General features: G+C 68.0%; 17 protein-coding genes. 3 read left to right on the top strand and 14 right to left on the bottom strand.

Annotated elements, in window-relative coordinates; genetic code table 11:
* The first annotated feature begins 4 nt into the window (after window positions 1-4).
* A complete protein-coding gene (locus ACFXOO_RS14655) occupies window positions 5-811 on the top strand; it encodes a PP2C family protein-serine/threonine phosphatase (RefSeq protein WP_378850087.1) in 807 nt (268 codons plus the stop codon).
* 9 nt (window positions 812-820) lie between these two features.
* On the opposite strand, the gene ACFXOO_RS14650 is transcribed toward ACFXOO_RS14655, so the two are convergent.
* The 5 genes from ACFXOO_RS14650 to ACFXOO_RS14630 all read right to left on the bottom strand — a co-directional run bounded on the left by ACFXOO_RS14650 (window position 821) and on the right by ACFXOO_RS14630 (window position 5,837).
* Window positions 821-1,225, bottom strand: coding sequence for a rhodanese-like domain-containing protein (locus ACFXOO_RS14650; protein ID WP_394563961.1), 405 nt, complete (start codon window positions 1,223-1,225; stop codon window positions 821-823).
* Between the two features lie 165 nt (window positions 1,226-1,390).
* On the bottom strand, window positions 1,391-3,262 hold the full coding sequence (locus ACFXOO_RS14645) for a cytochrome bc complex cytochrome b subunit (RefSeq protein ID WP_378850093.1): 1,872 nt from the start codon (window positions 3,260-3,262) through the stop codon (window positions 1,391-1,393).
* Window positions 3,262-4,341 (bottom strand): Rieske 2Fe-2S domain-containing protein, encoded by a 1,080-nt coding sequence (locus tag ACFXOO_RS14640; protein ID WP_378840162.1) that lies wholly within the window; start codon window positions 4,339-4,341, stop codon window positions 3,262-3,264. The genes ACFXOO_RS14645 and ACFXOO_RS14640 overlap by 1 nt, the downstream gene beginning before the upstream one ends.
* A 34-nt stretch (window positions 4,342-4,375) precedes the next feature.
* A complete protein-coding gene (locus ACFXOO_RS14635) occupies window positions 4,376-5,176 on the bottom strand; it encodes a c-type cytochrome (protein ID WP_378840159.1) in 801 nt (266 codons plus the stop codon).
* A 19-nt stretch (window positions 5,177-5,195) separates the two neighbouring features.
* A complete protein-coding gene (locus ACFXOO_RS14630) occupies window positions 5,196-5,837 on the bottom strand; it encodes a heme-copper oxidase subunit III (protein WP_378840157.1) in 642 nt (213 codons plus the stop codon).
* 178 nt (window positions 5,838-6,015) lie between these two features.
* Here ACFXOO_RS14630 and trpD point away from each other — a divergent pair, with 178 nt between their 5' ends.
* Entirely contained in the window at window positions 6,016-7,086 is a 1,071-nt protein-coding gene (gene trpD / locus ACFXOO_RS14625) for an anthranilate phosphoribosyltransferase (protein WP_378840154.1), read from the top strand.
* 48 nt (window positions 7,087-7,134) lie between these two features.
* Window positions 7,135-8,133, top strand: coding sequence for a PHP domain-containing protein (locus ACFXOO_RS14620; RefSeq protein WP_394563960.1), 999 nt, complete (start codon window positions 7,135-7,137; stop codon window positions 8,131-8,133).
* Between the two features lie 76 nt (window positions 8,134-8,209).
* Here the strand turns inward: ACFXOO_RS14620 and ACFXOO_RS14615 are convergent, their stop codons facing one another.
* The 9 genes from ACFXOO_RS14615 to ACFXOO_RS14575 all read right to left on the bottom strand — a co-directional run bounded on the left by ACFXOO_RS14615 (window position 8,210) and on the right by ACFXOO_RS14575 (window position 17,344).
* Complete coding sequence (locus ACFXOO_RS14615) at window positions 8,210-8,515, bottom strand: hypothetical protein (RefSeq protein WP_378850098.1); 306 nt, start codon at window positions 8,513-8,515, stop codon at window positions 8,210-8,212.
* A gap of 143 nt (window positions 8,516-8,658) precedes the next feature.
* Window positions 8,659-9,321 (bottom strand): response regulator, encoded by a 663-nt coding sequence (locus tag ACFXOO_RS14610; RefSeq protein WP_394563959.1) that lies wholly within the window; start codon window positions 9,319-9,321, stop codon window positions 8,659-8,661.
* Window positions 9,318-10,511: a sensor histidine kinase gene (locus ACFXOO_RS14605; protein WP_394563958.1), complete on the bottom strand. Its 1,194-nt coding sequence runs from the start codon at window positions 10,509-10,511 to the stop codon at window positions 9,318-9,320. The genes ACFXOO_RS14610 and ACFXOO_RS14605 overlap by 4 nt, the downstream gene beginning before the upstream one ends.
* Before the next feature lie 180 nt (window positions 10,512-10,691).
* The gene (locus tag ACFXOO_RS14600) at window positions 10,692-11,612 is read right to left on the bottom strand and encodes a 5'-3' exonuclease H3TH domain-containing protein (protein ID WP_394563957.1); all 921 of its coding nucleotides are present in this window, start codon (window positions 11,610-11,612) and stop codon (window positions 10,692-10,694) included.
* Between the two features lie 33 nt (window positions 11,613-11,645).
* Window positions 11,646-12,146 carry a hypothetical protein gene (locus ACFXOO_RS14595; RefSeq protein ID WP_394563956.1) on the bottom strand — a complete coding sequence of 167 codons (501 nt, stop codon included), beginning with the start codon at window positions 12,144-12,146 and terminating at the stop codon, window positions 11,646-11,648.
* 290 nt (window positions 12,147-12,436) lie between these two features.
* On the bottom strand, window positions 12,437-12,982 hold the full coding sequence (locus ACFXOO_RS14590; protein WP_394563955.1) for a hypothetical protein: 546 nt from the start codon (window positions 12,980-12,982) through the stop codon (window positions 12,437-12,439).
* Between the two features lie 95 nt (window positions 12,983-13,077).
* Complete coding sequence (locus tag ACFXOO_RS14585) at window positions 13,078-13,692, bottom strand: hypothetical protein (RefSeq protein ID WP_394563954.1); 615 nt, start codon at window positions 13,690-13,692, stop codon at window positions 13,078-13,080.
* Between the two features lie 3 nt (window positions 13,693-13,695).
* Window positions 13,696-15,783 carry a primary-amine oxidase gene (locus ACFXOO_RS14580; protein WP_394563953.1) on the bottom strand — a complete coding sequence of 696 codons (2,088 nt, stop codon included), beginning with the start codon at window positions 15,781-15,783 and terminating at the stop codon, window positions 13,696-13,698.
* An 85-nt stretch (window positions 15,784-15,868) separates the two neighbouring features.
* Entirely contained in the window at window positions 15,869-17,344 is a 1,476-nt protein-coding gene (locus ACFXOO_RS14575; RefSeq protein WP_394563952.1) for an APC family permease, read from the bottom strand.
* Window positions 17,345-17,484: the final 140 nt, after the last annotated feature.

Raw genomic sequence — 17,484 nt, 5'->3', positions numbered from 1 at the left:
CTCTGTGCGTCTTCTCGCCGCCGCTGTCTCCGACGTAGGCCTCCACCGGTCGGTCAATCAGGACGCGGCGTTCACCGCCCCGTGGGGCGCAGTGGTCGCCGACGGCGTCGGTGGCGGGCCCGCCGGCGACTTGGCTTCGTCGTCGCTCCTGCACAGGCTCGCCGCGACCGGCGCATACCGGCGTGACGACCCGGAGGGACTGCAGGAGCGGATCCTGGTCGCCAACTGGGAGCTGTCCGCCCACGCTGCGCGGGACCCTTCGCTCGTCGGCATGGCGACGACGTTGACAGGCATCTTCTGCGGAGCGACGGCGAACACCCTGCTGCTGGCCCATACCGGCGATTCGCGTGGCTATCGTCTGCGACGTGGCGTTCTGACCCGGATGACCAGAGATGACTCCTACGTCCAGGAGCTCGTCGACCAGGGGATCCTCTCGCTCGCAGATGCCGCTTCCCATCCACGTCGCAACATCATCACTGCGTCCCTCAGCGGTGACGAGGATGATGTCGTCCGCGTGACGAGACACGAGGCGGAGGACGGTGACCGTTGGCTGCTGTGCAGCGACGGGGTGACGGATTATGTTCCGGAACCGTACCTCGAACAGCTGCTCGTCTCCGTCGCCGACCCGCACGATGCGGCGGACGCGGTGGTGCGACTCGCTCTGCGCGCGGGCACCATGGACAATGTCACCGCCGTGGTCTGCGACACGACGACGGATGCGCTCGACTACGCGCCTTCCGCCCCCGCCTTCACCGGGGCCGCGGCATCGTGGTTCGTCGACGATTTCGACCTCGATGTCGAGACGGCCTGAGAGAGCGGGTCAGCGCACCACCATGGTCAGCGGATCGAAGACCCGGGGGAGTGGTCCGTCTGAGTCCTCGGTGGGCTGACCTTCGCGAACCCAGTACTCGTACCCGCCGATCATCTCTCTGACGGTGTACCCCAGTCGTGCGAAGGCGAGAGCCCCCTTCACGCCCGCGTTGCAGCCCGGGCCCCAGCAGTAGACGACGACGGGGGAGTCGAGGGGTATCTCCGCGGAGGCTTGTTCGGCGATCATGGCGTGCGGCAGGTGGATGGCCCCGCTGATGCGCCCCTGGGCCCACGCAGCGTCACTGCGCACGTCGACCAGCGTGAACTCCTCACCGGCCCGTTGTGCGGCGTAGACGTCTGACGGGTCTGTCTCGTGTGCGAGACGCTGAGCGAAGAAGGAAGCCGTGTCGGTCATGATCTCGACGCTACGCGGCGAACTCGATCGCGGTACGCCGTCTCCCGGTCACCCCGAGCACGATTCCTGCCGTCATCGAGCCGGCTCGACCCCGAGCTGAACAGAAGGATGCCCGGTACGATCCCCTCGCGGGTGATCGTACCGGGCATCCTGCTGTTCAGCCGGCTACTTGTCGTCGGGAGACGAGCCCTTCGAAGCGTCGGGCTTCTCCGGGATGATGATGTTCGACGGACGGACGGCCGTCTCGGACTGGTTGCCGTCGTCGATCGGACGGTGCGGCGCGTCGGGGACCCCGGCGCGATCGTGCGCACCTTGGATCTCAGCGTCCTCTTCGGCGGCGATGTGATCCAGCGAGTGGTGCTGGTGAGCCACGGCGGCGTCGAGCTCAGACTGCGTGAGGGGCGTGAGCCGGTCCTCGAAGAACCAGCGCGAGATGGACGAGCGGACGTTCTCGTGCCATGGGATGCGACCGTGCGCGTTGGGACGGACGACCAGCGGCTCGTTGTCAATGTGCGAGACGAGCTTCCACCGGTCGTACTCATCGACGGGCTGATGAACCTCGATGTACTCGCCGCCGGGAAGACGGACGATACGACCGGATTCGTAACCGTGCAGAGCGATCTCGCGGTCCTTCTTCTGCAGCGCGATGCAGATGCGCTTCGTCACGAAGTAGGCGACGACCGGGCCCACGATCAGGAGCGCCTGGAGGGTGTGGATGACACCTTCCATGGTCACCCAGAAGTGGGTCGCGATGATGTCCGATGATGCTGCGGCCCACAGGACTGCGTAGAACGTGACGCCGGCGGCTCCGATGGCCGTGCGGGTGGCCGCGTTGCGCGGACGCTGAGCGATGTGGTGCTCGCGCTTGTCACCCGTGACCCAGGCCTCGATGAAAGGGTAGATGAGAACCAGCACGATGAAGACGCCGATCACTCCGAGAGGCAGGAGGATGTTCCACGAAATGGTGTGGTTGAACAACACCGTCTCGAGGTGCGGCGGAACGAGTCGGAGTGCGCCGTCGGCGAAGCCGATGTACCAGTCGGGCTGGGTGCCCGCCGACACGGGGGACGGGTCGTACGGGCCGTAGTTCCAGATCGGGTTGATCGTGAACAGCGAGGCGATCAGCACGATGACACCGAAGGTGATGAAGAAGAAGCCGCCCATCTTCGACATGTACACGGGCATCATCGGGTAACCCACGACGTTGCTGTTCGTGCGGGCCGGACCGGCGAACTGCGTGTGCTTGTTGATCACCATGAGCATCAGGTGGAGCACCAGGAGCCCGACCAGGATCGCGGGGAGCAGCAGGATGTGCAGCGTGTACAGACGACCGACGATCTGATCGCCCGGGAACTCGCCTCCGAACAGCAGGAACGAGATCCACGTGCCGACCAGGGGGATGCCCTTCACCATGCCGTCGATGATGCGCAGGCCGTTACCCGAGAGCAGGTCGTCCGGCAGCGAGTAGCCGGTGAAGCCCTCTGCCATCGCGAGGATGAAGAGGATGAAACCGATCACCCAGTTGAGCTCGCGGGGCTTACGGAATGCGCCGGTGAAGAAGATGCGCAGCATGTGCACGCCGATACCGGCGACGAAGACGAGAGCCGCCCAGTGGTGGATCTGACGGACGAGCAGACCGCCGCGGATGTCGAACGACAGTCGCAGCGATGAGTCGAGCGCCGCCGACATCTCGACACCGCGCATCGGGATGTACGCGCCGTCGTAGTGGGTCGGCACCATGGACGCCTGGAAGAAGAACGTCAGGAACGTGCCCGAGATGAGGACGACGACGAAGCTCCACAGCGCGATCTCACCGAGCATGAACGACCAGTGATCGGGGAAGATCTTGCGGCCGAGCTCCTTGACCAGCCCGGAGAGGCTGGTGCGCTCGTCGAGGTAGTTCGCTGCGCCGGCGACGAACTTACCGCCGAGCGGCTTGTCCGATGCCTTTCCCTGGAAGTTTGCCGGCTGGGCCTTCGTGCTCGAGGCCGCCTCGAAGGCGGGTACGCCCGATCCTGATGCGGATGCGGTAGTCATCAGTGACGCTCCCAGAAGCTCGGGCCGACCGGTTCGTTGAAGTCGCTGCGGGCGACGAGATAGCCGTCCGCGTCGACGGTGATGGGCAGCTGCGGAAGCGGCCGGGCGGCGGGGCCGAAGATCACGGCTGCGCCGTTGGCCACGTCGAACTGGGACTGGTGGCAGGGGCACAGGAGATGGTGCGTCTGCTGCTCGTACAGAGCGACTGGGCAACCGACGTGGGTGCACACCTTCGAGTACGCGACGATGCCGTCGTACGACCAGTCCTTCTTGTCGTCGGCCTCGGTGATCTGCTCGGGCAGCATGCGCATGAGCAGCACGATCGCCTTCGCCTTCTCTTCGAGGTAGCCCTCTTCGTGCCCGAGGGAGGCGAGCTCCTCGGGGATGACGTGCACGGCCGAGCCGAGTGTGACGTCCGACGCGCGGATCGGCTCACCCGACGGGTCGTGCGCGAGTCGCATGCCCTCGGCCCACATCGTGTGGCTGAGAAGGAAAACCGGGTTGCCCGCGTTCGGGTTCTCCGGCGTGTCCTGGGGGGCCAGGCCGCGAAAGAGCGTGACGCCAGGGATGACCGAGGCGGCGAGTGCGGCGAACAGCGAGTTGCGGATCATGACGCGACGCCCGAAGCCGGACTCCTCATTGGCTTCGGCGAACGCCGCCACCACGGCTTCGCGGGTCGTGTCGCGGCCACGGGTCGCGTGCCGGTCCTCGATGTACTCCTTGTCGGACATGATCGCCTTGGCCCAGTGCGTCGCACCGATGCCGATGGCGAGCAGCGCGAGCGCGATGCCCAGACCGATGAAGAGGTTGTTGTGCCGGATGCTGAGGATCTCGCCGTCTTCGATCGGGAAGATCATGTACGCGACCATCGCCCAGATGCTGGCGGCGACGGAGAGGTAGAACAGCGTGTAGACGGTCCGGACGGCGCGCTTCATCGCGGCCGGGTCCTTGTCGGTGACGCGCTCGCGATGCGGCGGGAGCGGCGGAGGCTGCACCGGGTCGGTGACCGCGATCTCCAGCCCCGAAGACGGCTTCCAGGAAGCCCTCTCGTGCTCGAGCGCATTCTGCTCGTGTGCCATGGTGCTCCTCGTGCGTTCTTCTGTCAGCGGGCGATCAGTTTGATTTCGCGGAGATCCACACCGTGAGCGCGATCAGCGTTCCGATGCCGAAGATCCAGATGAACAGACCTTCCGACACGGGGCCGAGCGAGCCGAGGGCGTAACCGCCGGCGGATTCGTTGTTCTGCATGTAGAGCAGAGAAGAGATGATGTCGCGCTTGTCTTCTGCCGTGAGGTTCAGGTTGTTGAAGACGGGCATGTTCTGCGGACCCGTCACCATCGCCGCGTACATGTGCAGGGCGCTGGTCTCGGTGAGCGCGGGCGCGTACTTGCCCTCGGTGAGCGCACCACCGGCGGCCGCCACGTTGTGGCACATCGCGCAGTTGATACGGAACAGCTCGGCGCCCCGGGCGACGTCGCCCTCGCCGTCGAGGACCTCCTCGTCGGGGTACGTCGGGCCGGGAGAAGTGGACTGCACCCACGCCGCCATGGCCTGGATCTGCTCTTCCGTGAACTGGACCGGCTTCTGCGGCGCCTGCGGGCCCTGCATCTGCAGCGGCATGCGTCCCGTCGACACCTGGAATTCGACGGCGAGCTCGCCCACGCCGTAGAGCGAGGGACCCGCCTCCGTACCCTGGAGATCGAGTCCGTGGCAGGTGGCGCAGTTCGCCTGGAAGAGCTTCTTGCCGTCATCCGCGGTCAGCGTGGACGTGACCGCCGTGTCTGTGGGCGAGGCCATCGCTGCGGACGCGCCGGCGTAGATCCCGCCGGTCAGCAGCAGGCCGATGCCGATGAGCGCAGCTGCGGCGACGGGGCTGCGGCGTCCGGTCGCTCGGCGCTTCTTCTCTCGTGCCATGTCGAGTACGGCTCCGCTCTTATTTCAGGAAGTAGATGACGAGGAACAGGGCGATCCAGACGACGTCGACGAAGTGCCAGTAGTACGACACGACGATCGAGGTGGTCATCTCTTTGCGCCCGAAGTTCTTGACCGCGAATGCGCGGCCGATCACCAGGAGGAAGGCGATCAGGCCGCCGGTCACGTGGAGGGCGTGGAAGCCGGTGGTGATGTAGAACGCCGAGGCGTACGAGTCCGCCGAGATCGGCATCCCCTCCGCCACGAGCTGCGCGTACTCCCACACCTGACCGGTGACGAAGATCGCGCCCAGCGCGAAGGTGAGGAAGAACCACTCGACCATGCCCCAGCCGAGCACACCGCGCTTCTTGGTCGAATACGGCTGGAACCGCTCCGCCGCGAAGACACCCATCTGGCAGGTCACGGACGACAGCACGAGGATGATCGTGTTGACCGTCGCGAAGGGCACGTTCAGCAGCTCGGTCCGCTCCGCCCAAAGCTCCGGGGAGGTGTTGCGCAGGGTGAAGTAGATCGCGAAAAGACCCGCGAAGAACATCACCTCGCTACCGAGCCACACGATGGTTCCGACAGCGACCGGATCGGGCCGCTTGACGGACCGCATCGCCTGAGAATAGGTCGCTGTCGTGGTCGTCACATTCCCCATTATGACCGATCTGGAGGGGGTGAGCTCGCACTTGAGGGCCTTGTTTTGACCAGCTCTGAACTTAGGATCGCCTCAGAGCGGCCTGCCAATGCGCCCTCCGCCGCCTGAGCGCCGCGTGTGAGCCTTCAGACCATCGAAAGGTCGGTCCGAAGTCACGATCCGACTACGATCGGGAGCTATGGCTGAGCTTCACTCCTGGCCCGACATCCTCACCTCGTTGCTGGACGGACGCGACCTCAGCATCTCCGAAGCGACATGGGCGATGCGGCAGGTCATGACGGGTTCGGCGACGCCGTCGCAGCTCGCGGGTTTCCTCATCGCCCTGCGGGCGAAGGGCGAGACCGTCGACGAGGTCGTGGGCTTCCGCGATGCGATCCTCGAGTCGGCCGTCCCGCTCCCCGTCGATGCCAACGTGCTCGACATCGTCGGCACCGGTGGCGACCGGTTCGGAACGGTCAACATCTCGACGATGTCGGCGGTCGTGGCCGCGGCATCCGGCATCCCCGTCGCCAAGCACGGCAACAGGGCGGCCAGCTCCGCCTCGGGCTCGTCCGACGTCCTCGGCGCGCTCGGGCTCGATCTGACGCTCGATCCGTCCGCGGTCGCCGAGACGCTGGCGCGGACCGGGATCACCTTCGCGTTCGCCTCGGCGTTCCACCCCGGCTTCCGCCATGCGGGGCCGACGAGGTCGGAGCTGGGAGTGCCGACGGTCTTCAACATTCTGGGCCCGCTCTGTAACCCCGCTCGGGCCGAGGCCAATGCGGTCGGTGTGGCGAGCCTGGACCGGGTGCCGCTCATCACGGGCGTCTTCCGGACGCGTGGAGCGACCGCGCTGGTGTTCCGTGGCGACGACGGGCTCGACGAACTGACGACGACGGGCCACAGCAGGCTCTGGGAGATCAGCCGCGGCGACGTCCACGAGCACGATCTCGATCCGCGTGACCTCGGCATCCCCCTGGCGGACATCGACGATCTGCTCGGAGGCGACCCGGCGCACAATGCCGGCGTCGTCCATCGCGTGTTCGCGGGCGACCGTGGACCGGTGCGCGACATCGTGCTGCTGAACGCCGCAGCGGGAATGGTCTCGTACCGCCTGTTCCGCGATTCCACGCAGGCGCAGCGCCCGATCCTCGAGCGTCTCGCCGAGGCGCAGGACGACGCGGCGGCCGCCATCGACTCCGGCGGTGCGGCGGCCAAGCTCGACGAGTGGGTGTCCGTCACTCAGGAGTTGGCGTCGGCGGTCCGTTGACCGACGACGGTCCGGTGAGCGGCTTCGACGACATGAGACTGGCCTGACGTGGACCCGCTTGAGGCGCTGAACGAGATCGCCACGCTGCTGGAGCGCGAGCGGTCGTCGCGTTACAAGTCGAAGGCCTTCCGCACCGCGGCCGAGGCGATCTCCGACATGTCGGAAACCGAGCTGCGGGACACGGCATCCCTCAAGCGCCGGAAAGGCGTCGGGGACTCGACCTTCGCCGTGATCCAGCAGGCTCTTGAGGGTCGCGTGCCGGACTACCTCGCCGACCTGCGGGAGCGCGCGGGCGGTCCGAAGCCGAACGCCTTGCGCGCACTCCTCCGCGGAGACCTGCATTCGCACAGCGACTGGTCGGACGGTCTGACATCGATCGATCTCATGGTCGACGCCGGTCGTGCGCTCGGTCACGAATACCTCGCGCTCACGGATCACTCACCGCGACTGCGCGTCGCGAACGGGCTGTCCGCCGAGCGGCTGCGCGCCCAGCGCGAGGTCATCGCCCAGCTCGGCGGCGACGGCTTCACACTGCTCTCGGGTATCGAAGTCGACATCCTCGAGAACGGCGACCTCGACCAGGAGCCCGCTCTGCTCGACGAACTCGACATCGTCGTGGCATCCGCTCATTCGAAGCTGCGGATGGAGAGGGGACCGATGACGCGGCGTCTCGTCACGGCGGTCCGAAGCGGTCGCGCCGATGTGCTCGGACACGTCACCGGCAGGCTGGTGGAGGGCTCGAGGGGAACACGACCGCCGTCGAGCCTCGACGCGGCCGCCGTGTTCGCGGCGTGCGCCGAGCACGACGTCGCGGTCGAAATCAATTCCCGCCCCGAACGGCAGGATCCGCCGGATGAGCTCATCGCGATCGCTCTGGACGCCGGATGCCTGTTCTCGATCGATTCCGACGCGCATGCTCCCGGCCAGCTGGCGCTGCTGGACTATGGAGCCGAACGGGCCGAGCGCGCGGGCGTGCCGGCCGAACGCATCGTGACGACGTGGCCGCTGGACCGCCTGCGCGAGTGGGTCGAGACGCGACGGGCATGATCCCGAGGCTGAACGCTGGACGCCGCGACGCTCGTCGGCGGTCCTGACACGGCCGAGGCCGTCGCCGCCCCAGCGCTCAGGCCGGTGGTGCGGCGTTCGCGCGGATGACCTCCAGGCGCGCCCGGTACTCCACCTCGTCGATGTCACCCTGGGCGAACCGCTCGGCGAGCGTGGTCTCCGCACGGCGCACGGGGCTCAGGCGCCCGCCGGGTCCCCCTCCGTTCGCCGCGGCGGCGCGACGCCAGCGTCGGCCGAAGACGGCGAACAGGATCGCGAACACAGCGATCCAGAACAGCGGGATGAGCAGGAACAGCCAAGGCGCGAAGCCGGCCGGTCCGCCGAAGTGCGCGGCGGCGGCGGTGGTGATGTCTCCCGATGACATGGGGTGTCCTCTCGTCATGATCGCGGCGCGGACCGCTGCGATCGGATGCTCCGAGTCAACGCCCGCGCGCTGTCGGACGAATCCGGCGGAGGAGGTGTCTCCTCATGCTCCCCCGGGAGTACGTCGAGTGGAGGGTCGTGCTCCTAACCCCAGCCGCGTGTCACCAGGCCGGACTCGTACGCGAGGACGACCAGCCGCACGCGATCGCGCGCGTGCAGCTTCTGCATGATCCGCGACACGTGCGTCTTCGCCGTCAGCGGGGAGAGGAACAGCTCCGCCGCGATCTCGTCGTTCGAGAGACCGCGTCCGACGAGCAGCAGGACTTCGCGCTCGCGATCCGTGAGTGCGGTGAGGGGCGAAGGGCTCGCGGCATCCCGCAGCCCTTCCGCAGCGCGTTCGAGCAGTCGTCGTGTGATGCCGGGGGAGAGCAGCGCATCGCCTTCGGCGACCACGCGGACCGCGCGGATCAGGTCGACCGGCTCCGTGTCCTTCACGAGGAAACCGGCGGCGCCCGCGCGGATCGCGCGGGCGACATACTCGTCGAGCTCGAAGGTCGTGACGATGACGACCCGCACGTCCGACAAGGCGGGGTCCGCGGCGATCTGCTCGGTCGTCCACAACCCGTCGCCGTCGGGCATCCGGATGTCGAGCAGAGCGACATCCACCGGTGTCGCCCGGATGGCGCGCAGGAGGTCTTCCCCGCCGGACGCCTCGACCACGACCTCGATGTCGGGTTCGGAGTTCAGCAGGGCGCGGAACCCGGCCCGCACCAGCTGGTGGTCGTCGGCGAGAGCGACCCGGATCACCGGGGGCCCTCCCAGGGCAGCCGGGCGATGACGACCGTGCCGCCGCGCGGACCCGTGCCGACGGTGAGGGTGCCGTCGGCGAGATCAGCGCGCTCGCGCATCCCGCGCAGTCCCGCACCCTCGACATCGGCGGGGGCGATGCCCATGCCGTCGTCCTCCACCTCGACGACGAGATCCGAGCCGTTGTGGTCGACGGTCACGGTGGCGGTCGTCGCGGCGGAGTGCCGCACGACGTTCGTCAGCGCCTCCTGCACGATGCGGTACGCGGTGGTCTGCACAGCGCTCCGCGGCGCGGCATCCTCTCGCGTGTCCCTCAGCGTCACGGTGAGTCCCATCGCCGTGCGCTCACGCACCAAGGCGGCGAGGTCGGCCAATTGAGGCTGGGGGGTCAGCGGAGCGGTCTGCGGGTTCGACGCTTCGTCTCCACGCAGGAAGGAGAGCACACCCCGCACCTCATCGAGACCGACGGCACTCAGCGCGCGGATGCTCGACAACGCCTCGCGGGCACGTTCGGGCTCTCGGTCGAAGAGGTGCAGACCCACGCCGGACTGCACGGAGATCTGGCTCAAGGAATGCGCGAGCACGTCGTGCAGCTCGCGGGCGATGCGGGTGCGCTCATCCTGTTCGGCGGTGCGACGTCGTTCGGCCAGCTGGTCGCGTCGCGCGGCGGCGTGGGCGAGGCGTGCGCGGATGCTCTCGCCGATCGCGAAGCAGAGGGCGAGTCCGAATGTCGTGAGGGCGATGCGGAACGGGTGCCACGTGGTGTCGAGCAGTCCGCTGCCGATCACCGCCGCGAGCCACCCCACGCCCACCGAGACGAGCGCCCAGAGGCGTGCGCCGCGCAGGCATGCGGCGATGATCGCGAAGGCGAGGGCGACGAAGGGCGGCCCGGCGTCGGGTGGCACGAACAGGTCCACCGCGGTGAGCGCGGCGACGACGGCGACCGTCGGGCCGGGATGCCGGCGGGCCGCGAGCAGGCAGAGGGCGGATGCCGCAGCCAGCGTGACGCTCAGCGCCGCCCACCCGCGGGGACTGTGCATCCAGAACGAGATGCCGATCGCGGCGGGAACCTGGATCAGGAACGAGATCACGACCGGCACGAGCAGTCCCACGGTGGACGGCGGTCCGAAGCGGGGCGGGGCGTCGGCGCCGTCGGCGCGCGCGGACCGCTCCCACACGACACCAGGCATGCACGAGATGCTACGCCGGGGGCTGCTGGGAGGCATCTGACCGCGGGAGTGGTCCGGGTACTCCCGCGGGAGTACCTCCATCCAGGGATGGCGCGATGTCCGGTCTTCCGCCGCGTCGCCCGCGGAATCGACGCCGAGGCCGCTCGCCCGACCGATGCCGCAGACGTCGCGGGCGTCGGCTCAGCGGTCGAGCGCCGCGACGATCCGGTCGATCGTGGTGCCCAGGCCGCGGCGCTCGGCCAGGGCCGAGGCATCCGCCCTCTTCTCGGCGGTGAGGGGTCGCAGGCGGAAGTCGGCCTTCTCGAGCGGAAGGTTTTTGACGACGGCGACGACGGTCGGGGCGACCTCGAGGTAGGGGAGTGCCGCCGCGATCTTCGCCTGCATACCGGCCGACATGCCTTCGCCCGCGGCGGCCGCGACGAGGATGCCCTCGAGGTCACCGTGGGCGGCGAGCAGGGTCGCGGCGGACTTCTCTCCGATACCCGCGACGCCGGGGAGCCCGTCGGAGGAATCGCCTCTCAGGGTGGCGAAGTCGGCGTACTGCGTCGGAAGGACACCGTATTTCGCGACGACGGTCGCGTCGGTGACGACCTCCAGATTGCTCATGCCGCGAGCGGTATAGATCACCCGAACGCCGCGGGCGTCGTCGACGAGCTGGAACAGGTCGCGGTCGCCGGTGACGATGTCCACGGGCATCTCGGCGACGGTCGCGAGGGTGCCGATGACATCGTCGGCCTCATGCGCGGCAGCCCCCACGATGGGGATGCCCAGCACGCCGAGCGCCTCTCGGATGACCGGCACTTGGACTTCGAGCGGATCGGGGACCACCTCGACGTCGGGGCCCACGTCGATGACCTGGGCAACCCGGTGCGTCTTGTAGGTGGGGATCAGGTCGACCCGCCATTGCGGTCGCCAGTCATCGTCCCAGCACGCGACGAGATGGGTCGGCTCGTACATGGTGACGAGCTTCGTGATGATGTCGAGAAACCCCCGGACCGCATTCACGGGCGAGCCGTCGGGAGCTTTGATCTTGTCGGGCACCCCGTAGAACGCGCGGAAGTAGAGCGACGCGCTGTCGAGCAGCATCAAACGGTCGGGCATGCGCTCATCCTGTCACGGGGTCTGTCGCGGCGATCAGCAGCCGGGGCCGGAAGGATTCTCGAGGCACGTCTTGTCGACCAGCGCGGTGTGCACCTCGACGACGCGCACTTCGTACCCACCGGCCGTCGCTTCGACGAATCCGGCCACCGGCCGCCAGCCGTCGCCGAAGTTCACGGCGGCCGAGTACTGCACGGTGGCCGCCGCCACATAGGTGCCGCGCGCGCTGTAGACGTGGCTCGTGGCCGTCGGGGTGAACTGCGCCTGACCGAGTGCCGACCAGCTGGCACCGCCCGCCGGCGAGAACGACGTGGTGCCGTCGCCGTGGGAGAAGCGGAAGCCCGCCGGCGTGAAACGGACGACCACCGGGCGCTCGAAGATGACCCCCTGGATGTCTTGGGCGGATGCCGCGGCGACGAAGTTCGTCGGCATGCCGACGACACCCAGCCCGGCGGGCTCCCCGTCGAGCGACGGGCGGGCGGGGGTGAAGGAGGCGAGATCGGCCAGCGTCACCTCGGGGATCGGGATTAGGACCACGTCGTAGTTGCCGCGGCACGGATCGAATGCGCATTCCACTTCGGGTGCGACGGGGACGACGATCTGTCCGTCTCCGGAGCCGGGGTTGTCGTTGTCGTGTGACTCGCCGCCGCCGGACCCGCCACTACCGCCGGATCCGCCCTGCGACCCCGTGCCGCCGATGTCAACGCTGGTGCCGGTGTTTGAGATTTCACAGTTCTCGAAGTAGCCGTTTGCGTCGCAGTTGGTCGCAGCAAACGCGGTCTGAGGAGCGCCGAAAAAGCAGATGCAGGCTAGTGCGCTGGCCAGTATCAGCCCCGGTCGCATGAGGGCGCTCCTTCTCTACCGTCAATATTGCTAACGAGGAGTTTGGTCGGGGACTCGACGCTGACTTTGAGAGAGATGAGCATGCTTTGCACATCTCTCCGATCGGGGCTGACGACCGATTTCCCCTCCGCGTCGGTCCCTGTGATGTCGGATACATCCAGGCAAACGGCCAAATCGTAAATTCCAGCATCTCCCGCTTCGCGCGGATGAGGCTCGACTAGGGCCAGAGAGGATTCACCGCTCACCTGCCATCCATCTGCGTGCATCCTCGTATAGGACTCCCGTGCGTTGGCGTTCGCGTCCCCCGTCGTCCACGCGTACACGGGCTCGAACGTCGACGGGTCGCTGAGGTCGACCTGATTGAGTGCGTCGACGTAGTTGCGGTAGGTCTGCTCCGCCGCGGCGAACGCCTCGTCCTCCGAGGAGAAGAGCGGAGTCGATTCGGCCGGCGCGGGCTGTCCGATGCATCCGCTCAGCATGGCGGTCGCGACGACGAGGGTCGCGACGGCGGCGGCGATGCGGCGGATCACGCCACCACCGTAGCCGGGCGTGCTCGCGCGCGGCCATCGTTGTCCACAGCCGGCGTCCCGGGGAGGAGTCGCCGACCCGGGCGCTGAGCTGCGTGTCAGCCGATGACGGCGGCGCAGGCCATGAGCAGCGCCGAGGCACCCATCGCGGCGAACTGGGTGCGTTCCCGCCATCCGTGCGCCCGCCCGGCCCACGCTCCCGACAGTGCGGCGTACCCGACGGCGGTCACGACGAGCATCGCCGAGAAGCCGTCGGCGCTGAGACCATGGCCGTGTCCCTGCGCCCCCGCGCCGGCGTGCGCACCCATCCCCAGCAGCAGCGCGGCCATCAGCACGAGGCCGAGGGTGGTGTGCAGCGTCATCGCCCTGCCGTCCGCCGCCCTGCTGCTGCCCAGCCGGCTGCCCGGACCGCTGCGCGCCACCCGGCCGGGCAACAGCCCCCGCATGCCCGAGCCTGCAGCACTCGCCCCCTCGACGGGAACGGCCCGGCGTGCCCCCCGCGCTGCCGCCAGCACCATCGCGCAGATAATGAGCGCCGCGGCCCAGACGACGACCGGCAGCACCGGCGCGGGGCTCACCGCATCGAGCATGGCGAGCATCATCAGAGCGGCGGCCGCGAGTTCGAGCGCCCGCGCCCGCCGTCGATCGGCGGCCACGCAGCACGCGCCGATCGCGGCGGGGGCGAGTGCCCACGCGTGCAGGATCTCCGTCACGGATCAGTGGTGAGGTGCGGACGCACCGTGGTCGTGCCCGTCCGTGTGCGATGGGTGACCGGTCGCGCTCGGGTCGGCGGGCACGTCCGCGTGGTGTCCGTGGCCTGCGTGCTCCGCGTGGGCGCCGCTCGTGCCCGCCGAGCAGTGATCCGACATCGCCGGCGCCGGCACGTTGAGCGTAGGGTTGCGCTCGAAGAAGTTGTAGGGCTTCAGCGTGAACTTGGCGTAGTCCATCGGCATGACGGGCCAGTCCTCATTGCGGGGGAAGTGCGTGAGCCCGAACGTGTGCCAGAGCACGACGTCCTCCCCGATGAGAGGCTCGTCGCCCTCGATGAACGTCGGGATGCCCGCGCCACCCGGATGCTGGTTGACGAAGTCGCCCGCCGCGTAGCGCTCTGCGGGGTCGTACTTGGTGACGAAGAGGTTCTTGGTCGCGAACCCGGCGCGCGAGGCGATCGAGGACTCGTCGGCGGCCAGCAGCGTCGGCGTCTCGGTCGGGTACAGCACGTATGACGTGGGCTGACCCATCGTGGTCGTCTTCTCGGTCGACGCGATCTGCCACACGCGGTTGAGGGAGCCGTCGGCCACGCGCCCGGACGTCTTCTCCGATGCGATCGGCGTGACCCGCTTCGTGAAGGCGTTGCCGGCCGGGTTGAGCTCGGAGATCGGCATGCGGACGGCGTCGATCTCGTTCACGACGTTCGCGACGCCGTCGACGGTCATGTCGAGACGGGCGGAGAAGAGGTGCTGGTGGTAGGGCGCGCCCAATCCGGGCGCGACTTCCGAGGCGAACGGGTACGGGGAGCCGTCCTCCGCGAGACCGGGATAGGCGGAGGTGAAGAGGATGCCGGTCAGCTTCGCCTCGCACTCGATCGTGCCGTCGAGGTAGAGGTACCAGTAGAAGCCGTAGTCGTAGTTGCCGACGGTCGTGAAGAACGAGATGACCAGACGCCGTGATCGCCGCACCTCTGCGGAGCCGGTGAACAGATCGGTGTGCTTCCAAAGTGTGCCGAAGTCCTCCTCGTGCATGCACACGCCGTTGCGCACCGTGCGTGGCATCCCCAGTTCGTCGGCGAGCGTCGCGTCGAAGTAGCGGATCTCGCCCACGCAGTCGCAGCCGAGCGAGAGCTCGTTGGTGTAGCGCCCGAAGAGGTACTCACCGGTGTCGAAGTAGTTCTGCCAGAACCGGTTCGGCGACGGGTCGGCGTACGGCACGAGCATCTCGTTGATCGAGCCGCGGTACATCACCGGCCGGTCGGCGAAGGACAGCTGGCGCAGGATGAGGCCCTCGCGTGTGTCGAAACCGATGCGCAGGTCCCACTGACCCCACTGCACACGCTCGCCGTCGACGTGGAAGCTCGCACCCTCGGGCTGAGTGATCACGATCGGGGTGAGGCCCTCGAGCGGCGCGCCCTGCAGCGCGGGGTCGTCGAAGTTGCCGCTCGTCTCGGGCACCGCGAATCCCGGAGTGTCGACGATCTCGATGACACGCCGCGCCGCCGTGTCGATGTAGGCGGTGAGTCCGTCGACGGGGTGCGCCCACGGATGGTCGGCGGGGTGATCCTGCCGGAACGCGAAGGTGCGCAGGATGCGGCGGCCTTTCTCTTCCTCGTAGCCGTAGCTGCCTGCCGACAGAGGCACGAGCACGACGTCATCGACCGTCAGCCCTCGTGAGGCCAGTGCGGCGACCCATCCCTCGTCGGCGTTCGCGATCAGCCCGACCTCCTCGAACTCCGCGTCGAGGATGGGGAGCTGTCCGTCCGAGCCGTCCAGGACCGCCGACGACAGCACCGCACCGCTGTCGATCGAGATGACGAGGTCGACGGAGTAGCCCGTCGCCATGTCGAGGAGCTGCACACGCGCGCGCCGTTCCGGCAGCGCGCCGGTGCCCTCCTGCCACGCCAGCACATCGCCCTTCACCGGTTCCTCCAGGCCCACATACGCGAACCGGATCGTGTCGGTGGCCTCGGGCAGGCTCAGCACGACGCCGCGGACGGCCTCGATCTCGACGGCCGTCAGCGACGAGAGCGGGTGCTCGGGGGCGGGCGGCGCGTCGTAGATGTCGGTGGTCTGAAGGTCGGTGATGCTCATGGGTTCTCCTTGCGGGTGGGGTGGGAAGTGAGAGGGGAGGATGCTGCGGCCGGGATCACGCGGACCGACGCGTGCGCGGCATCCATCAGCCGCCGATGGTGTCGATGAGCTTGGCGTAGGCGGCGGGCCTGCGGTGCTTGATCCACGCGGCCTGGGCATAGCCGAGGAGGGGGAAGACGACGACCAGGGCCAGGAGGAACCAGCTCACCGCACCGAACACGGGGCTGCCCTGGCCGTCGACGTCACCGACCATGATCGGGAAGTACGCGATGATCAGCACCGCCGACACGATCAGTCCGATGAAGCCCAGTGCGGGCGCGACGATCGTGTTCCAGACGCGGCGGTCCTTCTTGGTGCGCAGGAAGTACACGATCACGGCGACGGAGGTTACGGCCATGAGGATGGCGATCGCCAGTGTGGCCACACCCGCGAACCAGGTGAACACCTGCAGCACCGGGTCGAGCTGGAAGAGCGCGAAGACCGCGATCAGCACGACCGAGGTGACCGTCTGCACCAGCGAGGAGACGTGCGGCGAGAGGTGCGCGTGGTGCACGGCGGCCACCTTGTCCGGCAGGACGCCGGCGTTCGACATGGAGTGCTGGTAGCGGGTGATGACGTTGTGGAACGACAGGACGCACGCGAACATCGACGTGATGAGGAGCACGTTGACCGTGATCTCCCCGGCGACACCCAGGTAGCGCGAGACGGTGCGGAGGATGAGCGTGCCGGGGTCGGCGGCCGCCTCGTCGAGGATGTTGTCGGGTCCCCAGGCCATGACCATGGCCCAGGACGCCAGCGTGTAGAAGATGCCGATGCCGATCACGGCCGCGTAGGTGGCCCGGGGGATCGTACGGTTCGGGTCGCGCGCCTCGTCGCGGAAGATCGCGGTCGCCTCGAAGCCGATGAAGGCCGCGATGGCGAACATCAGGCCGACGCCGGGGGAGCCGCTGACGATCTGGGCGGGTTCGAACGGCTCGAGGCTCAGACCCTGCGCACCGCCGCTGAACATCACTGCGGCGACCATGAGCAGCACGATGCCGACCTCGGCGATGAGCAGCACACCGAGGACCTTGCTCGACAGGTCGATGTGGCGGTAGCCCAGGATGCCGACGAGCGCGATCATGGCGAGGGAGTACAGCCACCACGCGATCGTCGGGCCTCCGATCGAGGCGACCGTGACGCTGAGGATGTACCCGATGTAGCCGTAGACCGACACCTGGATGGTCGTGTACGTCAGCATCGCGACCCAGGCGGCCGCCAGACCCGAGGGGCGCCCGAGACCGTAGCCGACGTAGGTGAAGAAGGCGCCCGGCTTGGGCACGTGCCGCGTCATGACCGCCAGGCCGACAGCGAACAGCAGCAGGATCACCGCGCTGATGGCGTAGAGCGCCGGGAAGCCGACGCCGTTGCCGAGCAGGATGCCCAACGGAGCGGCACCTCCGATGACGGTGAGGGGTGAGGCGGCCGCCACCACCATGAACACGATGGCGGTGACTCCGAGCGAGCCGCGCAGTGCGCGCCGGTCGGATGTCACGACTCCGGGTGATTCGAGCTTCGTCATGTCGGTCCTTCGCAGAGACAGCACGGGGGAGATGGATTCTCCGAGCATCGCGGTGTGGGATTGCCTTGCGGTCTCGTCGGTGTGAAACCTCGGGTGCGCCGTCTGAGAAGCCGCCCGGCGGGTGTCTCATTCGACGGACA

It is taken from the genome of Microbacterium sp. P03 (assembly GCF_043556235.1).
GTDB lineage: Bacteria > Actinomycetota > Actinomycetes > Actinomycetales > Microbacteriaceae > Microbacterium.
This window is presented reverse-complemented; position numbering and strand designations above follow the sequence as displayed.